Origin of the sequence: Pseudomonas fluorescens (assembly GCF_902497895.1) — a bacterium.
GTDB lineage: Bacteria > Pseudomonadota > Gammaproteobacteria > Pseudomonadales > Pseudomonadaceae > Aquipseudomonas > Aquipseudomonas fluorescens_BP.
In genome coordinates this window covers 123,962-136,671 of sequence record NZ_CABVHQ010000004.1, presented here as the reverse complement: position 1 = coordinate 136,671, position 12,710 = coordinate 123,962, and the positions used below count along the sequence as shown (strand labels likewise).

Genomic DNA, 12,710 nt, shown 5'->3' with positions numbered 1-12,710 from the left:
TAGCCTGATCGGCTGCGGCCCATGCGTCGAACGAGCTTGCATCTGTCGATCCCGATCAGTACAAAACGCCCTGAGCCGGACGGCAACCCAAGTGTCATCGGTAATGACCCATCGACTGTCCGCGCCAGCGATAGCCTGAGAACCTGAGGAAACATGTAATGAAGAAGTGGCAATGTGTGGTCTGTGGCCTGATCTACAACGAGGCTGACGGCTGGCCAGACGACGGCATCGCACCCGGCACCCTGTGGCAAGACGTCCCGGCAGACTGGCTGTGCCCGGACTGCGGTGTAGGTAAAATGGATTTCGAAATGATCGAAATCGGTTAATTGCAGCTTTCGAATCACTATAAAAAGGACAAAGGCATGAACGCACCTGTGGTGATCGTCGGCACTGGGCTGGCTGGCTACAACCTGGCCCGGGAGTTTCGCAAACTCGATGGCGAAACCCCGCTGCTGCTGATTACTGCAGATGATGGTCGTTCCTACTCCAAGCCGATGCTGTCCACCGGCTTTGGCAAAAACAAGGACGCCGACGGCCTGAGTATGGCCGAACCCGGCGCCATGGCCGAGCAGCTCAAGGCCGAGATCCGCACCCATACCCGCATCAGCGGCATTGATCCGGGCCACAAGCGCCTGTGGATCGGTGAAGAGGCGGTGGCCTATCGTGACCTGGTCCTGGCCTGGGGCGCGGAGACCGTGCGAGTGCCGGTGCAAGGCGATGCGCCTGAGGCGATCTTCCCGATCAACGACCTCGAAGACTATGCCCGCTTTCGCGCAGCGACTGTCGGCAAGCATCGGGTGCTGCTGCTCGGCGCCGGGCTGATCGGCTGTGAGTTCGCCAACGACCTGATTCTCGGCGGCTATGAAGTGCAACTGGTGGCACCCTGCGAGCAGGTGATGCCAACCTTGCTGCATCCGGCTGCCGCTGCGGCGGTCCAGGCCGGCCTGGAAAGTATCGGTGCGCGCTTCCACCTCGGGCCGGTGCTCAATAGCTTGCAGCGCACCGCGGACGGGCTTGAGGCTCACCTCTCCGACGGTCAGGTCCTCCCCTGCGATGTTGTCGTGTCAGCCATCGGCCTGCGCCCGCGCATCGATCTGGCGGCGGCAGCTGGCCTGGTGGTCAATCGCGGCGTAGTGGTCGATCGTCATCTGCAGACCTCCCACGCCAATATCTACGCCTTGGGCGACTGCGCCGAAGTCGACGGGCTGAACCTGCTGTACGTCATGCCGTTGATGAGCTGCGCCCGTGCGCTGGCCCAGACCCTGGCCGGCAACCCGACAATCGTCAACTATGGCCCCATGCCGATTACCGTGAAAACACCGGTCTGCCCTCTGGTGGTTTCGCCACCGCCGCGGGGCTCGGAGGGTACCTGGACGGTCGAAGGCGAGGGCGTCAATATCAAGGCGCTGTGCCGTGACGCTAGCGGCAAACTGCTGGGTTATGCCCTGACCGGCAGTGCCGTTATGGAAAAACTCGCTCTAAACAGGGAGCTTCCGGCACTGCTGGCATAAATGCCGGTCGTTCTGTCGGATACACCACGCTTTTGCCCCTACAAAGGTCGCGGGGAGACTGGCGCCACTGCTGTCGGCGTGCCATCCTCACTCCCGTCTGCCGCAGAGTAGAGCCTGCGGCGCTTTGGGCGCTGTTCCGGAAGAACAGCACGGACATAACAACAAAAAACCGTCAAAGAGGCTTCACTATGCGTAAACCAGATCTCGCAGCCGCCATTGCTGAAAAAGCTGATCTCACCAAAGAACAGGCCAATCGCGTTCTCAACGCCGTTCTCGAAGAAATCACCGGCGCTCTGCACCGTAAAGACAGCGTCACCCTGGTGGGCTTCGGCACCTTCCTGCAACGCCACCGTGGCGCCCGTACTGGCAAAAACCCGCAAACCGGCGAACCCGTGAAAATCAAGGCAAGCAACACCGTTGCCTTCAAACCGGGAAAATCGCTGAAAGATAGCGTCAATCCGTAACAGATACGGACTCCCCGAATAGTGGGGAAAGCGGTATCCAAGATGGGCGCGCCAACCAGGTTGGGTGCCCATTTTTTGTGGGGGCGGTTTTTGCTGACGGAGTTTCTGACTCCGCATATTTCCCCGTAGGGTCTGCAATACCTGTGGGAATGATGCTTTCTGTGGCGAGGGAGCTTGCTCCCGCTCGGCTGCGAAGCAGTCGTAAAACTTGCGACGGTGAGCTGCCTGACACAATGAAGTAGCCCTATTGCGACCGCTGCGCGCTCGAGCGGGAGCAAGCTCCCTCGCCACAGGGAATAGCGCACCCGCCTAGTGCCTGGTTGCACACACCAAAGCCTGCCGCTTATAGTTCGCCCGTCTGCTGACTCCGGTCAGCGACAGGGTTTCGCAGCCCATACAGAAATGTTTTACCAGCACCGTCAAAAGACAACATGGGCAGATTGCGCCTGCGTTTCGTTTTATGGCGGCTGTGCGTGGGAGACCTTCGGGTCTGCCGGGTTTATTCATTTCCTCGGTCTGCGAACCCGCGCACAGCTGCCACCCATTTGTTTCGCAGCGAAAGGTGGCATTTCTTTAATTTGAAATGAGTTTTCACCTATGACAACCCAAACTCCGCCCGACCGCTTCATCCCCTTCACCAACATCGTCACCGACGAACCCGTCCTGATGATCGACAGCCAAGCCCCGCTAAGCGACCTGCACGCCTGCGTCAGCGAACGCCTGCACACCGTCCTCAACTACCTGACCCTGATGGTCTGCACCAATATCCCTGACTACGCTGAACGCGACATCAGCACCGTCGTCAATGTCGCTCGCCTGATGATTCAGGACGTCACAGATGTGTTCGGAGTGATTGAGAGGCGAGGGATGGGAGGAAACTGATATCGCTTCTAGTGAACATGAATAGAGAAAACCCGCAGTGATGCGGGTTTTTAGTAGTTCTCAGCTAGCTCAGAGACCGGGTTCAATTACCTCCAGTTCCCTACCAGCACATGCCTGATGGCGGTCGAGAACGGATGATGTGCAGTGGCGCTCACTTCCTCCATCACAATCTGCAACCATTCGTCTTCACTTGTTTGCTCGGCCAATTAGGCCAATATTTCTGCCGTATCCAGGTATTGCCTGACCGCCTCTCGTCGCATGTGTCGCAATCTGCCGTTTCGGGCGTCAAGATTGAAGATGCGTAGGCTTTCCTCGGCACGACTTTGTTGCGGCGTGCTCAGATCTGCACGCGGCCTGATTGTGCCATCGCTCACGAACACCCAGTAATCGTCTGGATCGTCACAATCCGGTTTGATCAGTACGAGGGGGGCGTAGGCGCAGCGGTCTTTGTGCTTGCCGCAGGACTCATGACGATTGCACGAGCCAAACAGGTTTTCCCATTCGAACGTCACTCTGGGATCGCGGCCCTTCTGTCGGAAGTGCTCGATATGACGATCGCTTTCATTGATGGGCGCTTCGCAGTATGCGCAACGACCGCCCTGCATTGTGTTCAGGTCTCGCCAAATTTCGGCCCTGTGTTCGGATGTCACGCAACCCCAGTTGTGTCTCCCGTGCTGATAGAGCGACAAACAACCTGGTCCGCTACCCCGTTGCAGTTTACGCATGGCTCAGCCCCGAGGATCTGGAGTTCGCGGCGAGCGCGCAGGCAGCTTGCTCTTGAGCGTTTGCAAGCGAATTAACCGCTGGCATTCGAGCATTTGCGGATGGCTTCCCCCAAAATGCCTTTCAAGCGCAGCACACAGTTGCAGGCCCTGAACCGTGTCCTTGCGCCCCTGCTCGATCAGCGCCCTATAGGTGCTCAATTGCTGCGCGGATTCCAGATCCGGCACAGGATCGGTGCCCATCACTTCGGCCATCACATCGGAACTTGCTATACCTTGCGTCTGCTGAGTGATTCGGCGAACGACGGTTCGACTCAACCCTGTTTCTTCATCCTCCTCGGACGCCAGAACCCTGATGCATTCGGCTGGAACCGTGGTCAACACCTGAGGGCTGTGGGTCGTAACGATAAACTGGACGCAGGGGAACGCTTCACTCAACTGCCCGAGCACCTTCTGCTGCCAACTGGGGTGCAGGTGCATGTCCACCTCATCAATCAATACTACCCCGGACGTTTCCCTGGCCGCATTTAGACCCAGGTGGGGATTGAGCTTGATGCAGCGATAGGCGATGTCCCCGACCATTGCAAGCACGCTGCGAATGCCATCGCTTAGTAGATCGACGTCCAGAATGCCGTGCTGTTCATGGTGAAGGATCAAGGATTTTTGCTGGCTGACGCTGTACTCCAGCGAAGACCAGCCCGTGGTCGGCTCTAAGAAACAATCAATGGCCTGCTGAACCACTTCTACCCGCTGCCTGGCGATATCCAGGTCTTGCTGAGCGCCGTGATTCTCGAGCTGTTTGATTTGCTGCTCTCGATAGCTTTCGAATGCCCAGATAAACCATTCCTTGAAATGCTTGTACGAAGACGCGGGGTCGAGGCAATTAGCGTAGGCAAAGGTGCGCACGTAAAAATCCGCGGCCTGGGTGTCGTCCTTGCCTTTTTGCGTCTCCATCAGACGTTTTTGCGACCACAGACGACCTGTGCCGTAGTAACCGAACACAGGCAGGCTGGTGGGTGGACGGCCAGGTTTGCGCACTTCATCCTGTAAAGAAGCCGCATAGCGCTTTAAAAGGACCGCGCTGGCCTCGTCCTTGGTTTTGGTGGACTTGGTCTCGCTGTCGCGATAACGGGCCCATATCGTTTCGGGGCCAACACCGTAGTCGCCCATCATCGAGACCCGAGACGGCAACTGACGGGCCATGTCACCGCTGCCCAGCTTCAATAACCGCACGTCGTCGATTGCGATGCCATTGCCGGGGTCATTGAAGGTATTGCGGGCCAAGTCAAAGCTGCTGACAAATGGCCACAGAGCAATACGAATAGCATCGAGCAGGGTCGATTTCCCCTGTCCGTTTTCGGCCACTAATACGGTGACGGAGGGATGCAGTTCAACCTCGATCTGATCGAAGCAGCGGAAATTCTGCAAAGTCAATGTTTCGAGCTTCATGCATGTGCCTTTAGCTGGATGAGCCGCTGCTATGCCCGTTGAGAAGGATTGCGATTCTACGGGCATTCAAGTGGGCAAGAAAGGCGCGACTGTTCGTCGTTTTGCTCAGGCAACAATTTAGTAGCGAGGGAACAGTTTTGTTTTCTGCCACTCAACCAAATGCCACCATTGGGTCAAATGATTGTGCTCGGGATTTATTAGCTGCGAGGAAAGAGGGCCAATTGTCATACGCAGGGTTTGGGCTTTTGTTGAGCGGCGCAGTTTCAACCTGCGCCGCTCAACAAAAGCCCTGAATCAGGACTTCACCTCTCTCAATACCCCAGCGACAACCCCGACCCACGCCGCGGATCGTTCGCCCCGTAGAAGCGGTTCTTGCCGACCGGTTTACCACCGAGCGACGGTGCTCCGACCAGAATCGCCGCGAGGTGGTTGGCGTCTTGTGGGCCGGTGAATTTCTGGCCCCAGCTTTCGAGGATTTTCTGGGTGTCGGGGCTGACGGCGAAGGTTTCGAGATTGGTTTCTTCCGGCATCCACTGTTGATGAAATCGCGGTGCATCGACGGCTTCCTGGATGTTCATGCCGTAGTCGATGACGTTGAGGATCGTCAGCAAGGTCGCGGTGATGATCCGGCTGCCGCCTGGGGTGCCGACAACCATCACGGTTTTGCCGTCCTTGGTGACGATGGTCGGGCTCATTGAGGACAGTGGGGCTTTGCCTGGGGCGATGGCGTTCGCTTCCCCTTGCACCAGCCCGTACATGTTGGGTACGCCGACCTTGGCGGTGAAGTCGTCCATTTCGTCGTTGAGGATGACGCCGGTCTTGCTGGCCATGACCCCGGCACCAAACCAATCGTTCAGGGTGTAGGTCACCGACACCGCATTGCCCCATTTGTCGACGATCGAGTAGTGCGTGGTGTTACTGCCCTCGTGAGGCGCGACCCCGGGTTTGATTGCTTGGGAAACTCCGGCTTTTTGCGGGTCGATGGCCGCGCGCAGCTTGGCCGCATAGTCCTTGTCCAGCAGGTGCGCTAACGGGTTTTTGACGAAGTCGGGGTCACCCAGGTAGCTGTTGCGGTCGACATAGGCATGGCGCATGGCTTCGATCTGATAGTGCAGGCCCTGAGCCGAGTGATAGCCCAGGCTTGGCATCGGATAGCCTTCGAGGATGTTCATGATCTCGCAAATAATCACCCCACCCGAGCTCGGCGGCGGCGCAGAAATGACGTGGTAGCCGCGGTAGTCGCACTCGATGGGCGCGAGCTCGCGGGTCTGATACTTGTCCAGGTCGGCCTGCGTGATGAGGCCCTTGCCGGCCTGGCTCGAGGCGACGATGGCCTCGGCCACCCAACCCTTGTAGAAACCGTCAGCACCTTTGCTGGCAATTTCCCGCAATGTCTTGGCCAGGTCTTTTTGCACCAGCTTCTGGCCGACCTGGAGCGGCTCGCCGTTGCTCAGGAAGATCGAGCCCGAATCGTTCATGTCTTTCTTGAACACGTCAGTCGCGGTTGCGAGCAGGTCGACGTCGCCCTGGTCGAGCACGAAGCCGTCCTCGGCATACTTGATGGCCGGCATGATGACGTCACCACGTTTCATCGTGCCGTATTTCTCCAGCGCCAGCTCCATGCCGGACACGGTCCCCGGAACGCCGACAGCCAGGTGCCCTTTGGTGCTCAGGTCCGGGACGACATTGCCATCCTTGTCGAGGTACATGTTCGGTGTGGCCGCCAGAGGCGCCTTCTCGCGGAAGTCGAGGAAGGTCTTGCGGCCATCGGCCAACTGGATCGTCATGAAGCCGCCGCCACCAAGGTTGCCTGCCGCAGGGTAGACCACCGCCAGTGCATAGCCGACCGCCACGGCGGCATCGACCGCGTTGCCGCCATCCTTGAGGATATCGACACCGATACGGCTAGCAATATGTTGTGCGGTGACCACCATGCCGTTTTCGGCAGCGACCGGGGCTTGTGAAGCAGCCTGGACAGAGGTGAAACCAAGGGCGAATACCGTCGCAATAAGAGATTTGGCGAAGGGCTCGAAGGTCATGAGTCGATTCTCTTGTTTTAAGGTCGGGGGGCGAGTCGTGTCAGATAGTCGATAGCCAATAAACTGTAGGACAGATTTCCCTTGCCCGATCCGTTAAAACACAGCCCGCAGGCGGCTCACTCATCATTCGTCCACTGAGGGATCTGCGCTGCCAGCGCCCATGTCGGGTTGTTCAGCCGCGTCCCCATCGTCGGCAGGAACTTGCTCCTCAGTTCTTTCGTCCTGCACTGACTCCTGGCCTGGCAGAGGAACTTCTCGGGGTACCGGTCCGAATCGAACCGGCATTTCAATGGCTTTGCTGAGACTTCCTTCGATTTGCCCGGCCAGGTAAAGAACCGATGCCATGACCCCGGTGGTGGGACTCTTGACCAGCTTGAGCCACGCCTGGTCAAAGGCGGTGCCGAGATTTTGCCGAACCTGTGCTTCCATTTCCGGCCGGTCGCTCTCGTGGGCCATGGCGCGAATACCTGCCGCGCCCATGGAAATCATCATGCCTGCCACCCGTCCGGCCGCCGCTGCGGCGACACTGGCGATACCTCTGCTGGCAAATTGGGCCTCGAGTCTTTCGCTGGTGCTTTTCGCCACCGTCGATATAGCCGCGTCCGATGTACTGGCGCCGGTTTTAGCCGCGACGGTGTGGATCTGATCGGTCAGGGCCACGTAGGCTGGCAGCGTGGCGATCGGTTCGGTGTGGAGCACCTGGTAGAGCGAAGCGTTGTTGGCGGGCGGGGGTGCCAGGGTAATCGCCGGAATGTCCTGAAGCCGGCGATTGAGTTGTTCCGCGGGGACACCATAGCGCCGGGCTATAGCTTGAAGTTGTGTGCTCAGGAGTTGAACGTAGAATTCCGTCGCCTGCCCCATGATCGCATCGGGATCGATCTCCACGGCGACGGGGGCGAGCACTCGATCGTGGTATTGCTCCTGCAGGTAGGCCGCCAATCGTTTTGTCGAACGGTCTTTCTCTTCTTTTGCAGCGCTTATGTTGTACCAGGTCACCTTCATGGACAGCCATTCCTGGGTCCAGTAGTTGCTGAACCACGGAATGAAGTCTTCCTCGGTGCGCTGGTAGATGCGCAGTCTCCAGTGATCCATGGAGCCGCGGGTGTAGAGCTTGGCCTGGCCTGTGGCGTCTTTGGAGGCGGCGACTATGTCCTGATCGACCTGCCGCCAGGTGTTTTCCGAGATCAGCACCTGCGGCTTCAGCTCGGGGGGGCGTTCTTTTGTGGCGCACCCGGTCAACGCCACCATTAAGGCGACGAGCAGGGCAAGGATCAGGGAGCGCAGATTCAAGATCGCAGTCCCCCAAAAAATACCGAATGGAACGTCTGGCGCGTCCGACGACGCTGTCTTGAGTATAGGAGGGGAAAACGTGATCAGCGGTCATACGCAGACGTTGGGAGGCTGCTATTCCTTCCCATGGGTGAAGTCGTTTGCGGCCGGCCAGCAGGCGAGCCGGAAACAGACGCGTGGCCATGGCCGCGGCGCCAGCCAGGTGCGCGAACAGAACAACAGGTGCCCATTCCTCTGGGAGGTGGCAGATGTTATTCATTGTCAGTTGGTCAATCAGTCCCGAACGGCGTAATAGCGCGATCGAGCGCTTTCTCAAAACCGGTGGAACTCCACCAGCAGGTGTGAAGATGCTGGGACGCTGGCATGCGGTAGGACGCATCAGCGGCTTTGGTGTCGCCGAGGCCAGTGATGTGGCACTGATCCAGAAATGGGTGCTCGACTGGAGTGACCTCATGAGCATGGAGATTCACCCGGCGATGACCGATGAGCAGATAGCGCCGCTACTGGCAGGCGCGGTCGGCAAGTAAAAGTCGGCGCCCGAAAAAGCATTGAGGAAAAGGGGCAGACTTATTCTCGCTGAATAATTCTGCTTCTTTTCAAGACGCCAGGCCGGGAAAACGCCGACTGACTCCGCACCGTCAAGCAACTTCGGGAAAGGAGAGTGAGATGCAACTGTTCACTGTGAAAATCGATAAGCCGCTAGAGACGAACTTCATTTTCGGTCAGACGCACTTCATCAAATCCGTCGAGGACATCCATGAAGCCTTGGTCGGTGCCGTGCCCGGTATCAAGTTTGGCGTGGCCTTTTGCGAAGCCTCTGGCAAATGCCTGGTGCGCTGGTCTGGCACCGATACCGCCATGATCGAACTGGCCCAGAAAAATGCCAAAGCCATTGGCGCCGGCCATAGCTTCATCATTTTTCTCGGGGACGGTTTTTATCCGTTGAACCTGCTGAACACCGTCAAAATGGTTCCAGAAGTCTGCCGGATCTTTTGTGCAACAGCCAACCCCACTGAAGTGATTCTGGCTGAGACCGCGCAGGGGCGGGCGGTGCTTGGCGTGGTGGATGGCTCGTGTGCCACTGATATTGAAGGCGACGAAGATATTCTGTGGCGCAAGAATTTCTTGCGACAGATCGGCTACAAGTTATGAATGAAGAGCAGGCGCTTGGGCGATGTCAGGCGTATTAAAGTTGGATCAAAACGCCAACCTGGAACCAATGAAAATCAGCATTACGGCCAGGCAAGGACGCAATATTTCGTCAGAAATGCGGCCAGATAAATGACTGCCGATGTAAATTCCCGGCAGTGATCCTATCAGCAAGTAGCCTAATAAATGCCAATCCATATTGCCCATGCTCGCATGGCCCAAACCGGCGACTAATGTCAGGGGCACTGCGTGGGCGATTTCTGTCCCCACTAAACGTTTGGTCGCAAGAAAAGGGTACAAGATAAAAAGCGCCACAGTCCCCAATGCGCCGGCACCGATGGAGGTGAGTGCCACCATTGTGCCGAGTATCACGCCAGTGACTACAGTCAGCATGTTCAGGCTCGAATCACTGAGCTTATAGTGGTCGCCCGCATGCTTTTGGGCAAATGCCAGCAGTTGCTTCTTGAAGAAAATGGCCAGTGCGGTCAGTAGCAAAACGAAGCCCAATGCCTGTTTGATAACTGAATTCATCGCTTGCGGGTCAGTATCCAGACTTCTTAAAAACCACAGTGTAAGCAGTACCGCCGGCACACTGCCCAGTGTCAGCCAGCCAGTAATTTTCCAGTCAATGTTGTCGTTTTTTTTATGAACTAATACACCGCCAGATTTGGTGATTGCTGCATAAAGCAAGTCTGTCCCGACGGCAGTGGCTGGATTAATGCCAAACCATAGAAGAATGGGCGTCATTAAAGAACCACCCCCTATGCCGGTCATGCCGACAATAAATCCGACAATCAAGCCTGCAACGACAAAACCCAAATTACCGAAATCCATTATCAAAACCTGCAAATCAAGCGTGACCACACAAATATCAGGCCGGCAGCATAACGATTTTTTTTATAACCACTTATATCGATGTGGTCTGACTTTATAACTTTTTGTGCGCGATGCTCTGGCAGCGGCCCACCGAAGGTTCGATGCGCTGGGCGTTTTTCGAAAAGGGCACTACATCGACCACGGAGCGGCCGGCACGCGCTACACCTAGGCGGTGATCCGGACGCTGGCCCGAATGCCTGAGCGTCACGTGGTTTGTAGCAATTTGTAGCTATAAGCAGTAAAAACCTGGCGATCTCCTCCTAACGAAGGAGATCGGTGGCGTTCTACCGTTAAATCGTTAAACTCCCACGGCCATTCAATAACTCCACTGAGGCTGTGTGCATGAAATTTCGTTTTCTTCTCTGGATGCTGGGTCTGTTAATGGGCAAAGCCAGTCGTAACAACCTGGCGTTTCAGCAGCAGCTGGCGGATAAAGAACTGGTGTTCCAGTTGCAGACCCTCGACGGCAAGGTTGCCCGTCATTTCTTCGTCAAGGACCAGCGCATTACCAGCCGTTCGGGTGTTTACCCAACGCCGGCATTTGCCATTGCCTTTAAAGATGCTGCGTACGGCTTTGCCACGATGCAGGCGAAGAACAAGCAGTTGGCATTCATGACGGGGATTCAGGACAAATCGATCCAGATCAAGGGCAACCCGGCGCTGGTGATCTGGTTCCAGGGGCTGACCAAGTATTTGAAGCCGAAGAAAAAGCCGAAGGTTTGAGGCGAGTCGGTTCAACCGGGTTGATCCCATCGCGAGCAAGCCCGCTCCCACATCGCAGTCGTACACAAATTTAGTGTTCACTGAAAATCTAATGTGGGGCTTGCTCGCGATAGCGGTATTCCAGGCGCCGCATCAATGCCGGCTGAACTGCGAAGCCAGTTCCCGCAGCATGACTTCGGCTTCGAGCACTTTGCTGACCACGTCTTCGGCCTTGTCGCGGGTCACGCCCAGGCGTTCGAGCAGGGCGTCGGGGATTTCTTCGTCGGGGCCGGAACCGATGCCGCGGCTGCGCAGCAGGCGCACGGCCAGGCACACCAGGTTCGGGTACGCGGCGTAGTCACCGTCGTAGCCCGGGTCGTGCTGGAAGCGCAGGGCGGTGGACAGTTCTTCCGGCATGTCCCAATAACGCATCAGCCAGGCACCGATCTGTTCACGGCTGATGCCCAGCAGGTGTTGCTCGACATAGCTGTGGCACAGATGCGGATTGACCTCCAGGTGGCGGCAGATCAGCGAGAAGTGCGGCGGGAAGACGTGGGCCAGCAACAGATAGCCAAAGTTGTGCAGCAGGCCTGCCAGGTAGGTCAGGCCGGCTTCCGGGCGCTGGGCGCGGGGCATGGCGCGGGTCAGGCCTTCGATGACCGCGGCGGTGTAGATCGATTGCTGCCAGTAGGGCGTGGTGTGTTGCGGATGGTCCTTGGGCAGGCTCAGGGTTTTGCCCAGGGCCAGGCCCAGCGCCAGGTTGATCACCAGATCGAAACCAAGTACGCGAACGATCGCATCTTCCACTGAACGAATCTTGCCCGGCGCGGCGTAGTACGGCGATGCCGCCCAGCTCACCACTTGCGCGGCCAGGGCCGGATCGGTTTCCACCACGCCAGTGATGTCGTCGATGGTGGCGTTGGGGTCGACTCGCAGCTTGATGATTTTTTGCGCGGTTTCGGCCAGCGGCGGGATCTCGATGGTTTCTTCGAGGCGTTGCTGAATCCGTCTGGCGGTAAAGGCCTGCACCGCCTGGGTGATTTCCTCGCGGTCATCGTGGGGGCGATCGAGGTTCGGCCGGATTGCCTGCAGGGCCTCGCCGAAGTTCGCGGCGCTGGCCTTGTTCAGCATGCTTTTGAAGGCTTCCCTGGAAACTTCCAGCAGCAACTCCGGCTCGCCGGAGTTGATCAGTAAACTCGGTTCGCCCAGCAGGCTTTCTTCATAGAGACAGGGTGAGCTGGTGAGGCTCGGCAGGCCGGGTAACAGGCTCAGATTGTTTTTGCCCAGCATGCGCTCCAGGCGCTCCACCGGCACGGCTGTCAGGCGGCGACCGGTCAGTTCGGCGAGACGGTTGAGATCGAGCAATTGGCTTTGGGGAAACAGCACCATCAGGGTGCCGACGGCGTCGTCCAGCAGAACCGCCTGAACCTTGCGCGCGGCGGGTAGGCCAGGATGGTCGAGCACTTCGTTGTAGCTGATGGCCAGCTTGCCGAGCAGCAACCGGATAACAGACGGAGTGTGCGGGGTTGCTGGAGCGAGGGCAACTTCAATCATGGCCTGTATCCGTTTTCGAACAAGTTCAAGAGTATAGCCAGCTTGGTCAGGCCATTGGTTCAAATACCGGGA

13 protein-coding genes are annotated in these 12,710 nt (G+C 57.6%); 7 read left to right on the top strand and 6 right to left on the bottom strand.

Going from position 1 to position 12,710, the window contains the following annotated elements:
- The first annotated feature begins 158 nt into the window (after positions 1 to 158).
- The 4 genes from F8N21_RS03440 (at position 159) to F8N21_RS03425 (ending at position 2,857) form a co-directional block, all read left to right on the top strand.
- The gene (locus F8N21_RS03440) at positions 159 to 326 is read left to right on the top strand and encodes a rubredoxin (protein WP_150640779.1); all 168 of its coding nucleotides are present in this window, start codon (positions 159 to 161) and stop codon (positions 324 to 326) included.
- Positions 327 to 362: 36 nt separating this feature from the next.
- Positions 363 to 1,511: an NAD(P)/FAD-dependent oxidoreductase gene (locus tag F8N21_RS03435; protein WP_150640778.1), complete on the top strand. Its 1,149-nt coding sequence runs from the start codon at positions 363 to 365 to the stop codon at positions 1,509 to 1,511.
- Between the two features lie 188 nt (positions 1,512 to 1,699).
- Positions 1,700 to 1,975, top strand: a complete 276-nt coding sequence (locus F8N21_RS03430) for an HU family DNA-binding protein (RefSeq protein ID WP_003195589.1) — start codon at positions 1,700 to 1,702, stop codon at positions 1,973 to 1,975.
- Positions 1,976 to 2,572: 597 nt separating this feature from the next.
- Entirely contained in the window at positions 2,573 to 2,857 is a 285-nt protein-coding gene (locus F8N21_RS03425; RefSeq protein ID WP_150640777.1) for a fructose-bisphosphate aldolase, read from the top strand.
- Positions 2,858 to 3,063: 206 nt separating this feature from the next.
- On the opposite strand, the gene ptuB is transcribed toward F8N21_RS03425, so the two are convergent.
- The 4 genes from ptuB to F8N21_RS03405 all read right to left on the bottom strand — a co-directional run bounded on the left by ptuB (position 3,064) and on the right by F8N21_RS03405 (position 8,357).
- Positions 3,064 to 3,582, bottom strand: coding sequence for a retron Ec78 anti-phage system effector HNH endonuclease PtuB (ptuB, locus tag F8N21_RS03420; protein ID WP_224788154.1), 519 nt, complete (start codon positions 3,580 to 3,582; stop codon positions 3,064 to 3,066).
- Positions 3,583 to 3,585: 3 nt separating this feature from the next.
- Positions 3,586 to 5,028 carry an AAA family ATPase gene (locus F8N21_RS03415; protein WP_150640776.1) on the bottom strand — a complete coding sequence of 481 codons (1,443 nt, stop codon included), beginning with the start codon at positions 5,026 to 5,028 and terminating at the stop codon, positions 3,586 to 3,588.
- A gap of 311 nt (positions 5,029 to 5,339) precedes the next feature.
- Positions 5,340 to 7,067 (bottom strand): gamma-glutamyltransferase, encoded by a 1,728-nt coding sequence (gene ggt / locus F8N21_RS03410; protein ID WP_150640775.1) that lies wholly within the window; start codon positions 7,065 to 7,067, stop codon positions 5,340 to 5,342.
- A 123-nt stretch (positions 7,068 to 7,190) separates the two neighbouring features.
- On the bottom strand, positions 7,191 to 8,357 hold the full coding sequence (locus tag F8N21_RS03405; protein ID WP_191624174.1) for a hypothetical protein: 1,167 nt from the start codon (positions 8,355 to 8,357) through the stop codon (positions 7,191 to 7,193).
- A gap of 248 nt (positions 8,358 to 8,605) precedes the next feature.
- On the opposite strand from F8N21_RS03405, the gene F8N21_RS03400 reads away from it, so the two are divergent.
- Entirely contained in the window at positions 8,606 to 8,884 is a 279-nt protein-coding gene (locus F8N21_RS03400; protein WP_150640774.1) for a DUF3303 domain-containing protein, read from the top strand.
- A 139-nt stretch (positions 8,885 to 9,023) separates the two neighbouring features.
- The gene (locus tag F8N21_RS03395; RefSeq protein WP_150640773.1) at positions 9,024 to 9,509 is read left to right on the top strand and encodes an adenosine-specific kinase; all 486 of its coding nucleotides are present in this window, start codon (positions 9,024 to 9,026) and stop codon (positions 9,507 to 9,509) included.
- A gap of 45 nt (positions 9,510 to 9,554) precedes the next feature.
- Here F8N21_RS03395 and F8N21_RS03390 read toward each other — a convergent pair whose 3' ends face one another.
- Entirely contained in the window at positions 9,555 to 10,340 is a 786-nt protein-coding gene (locus tag F8N21_RS03390; protein ID WP_150640772.1) for a sulfite exporter TauE/SafE family protein, read from the bottom strand.
- 384 nt (positions 10,341 to 10,724) lie between these two features.
- Here F8N21_RS03390 and F8N21_RS03385 point away from each other — a divergent pair, with 384 nt between their 5' ends.
- Complete coding sequence (locus F8N21_RS03385; protein WP_150640771.1) at positions 10,725 to 11,105, top strand: helicase; 381 nt, start codon at positions 10,725 to 10,727, stop codon at positions 11,103 to 11,105.
- Between the two features lie 132 nt (positions 11,106 to 11,237).
- Here F8N21_RS03385 and F8N21_RS03380 read toward each other — a convergent pair whose 3' ends face one another.
- Positions 11,238 to 12,638, bottom strand: coding sequence for an aminoacyl-tRNA deacylase and HDOD domain-containing protein (locus F8N21_RS03380; RefSeq protein WP_150640770.1), 1,401 nt, complete (start codon positions 12,636 to 12,638; stop codon positions 11,238 to 11,240).
- Between the last annotated feature and the right edge of the window lie 72 nt (positions 12,639 to 12,710).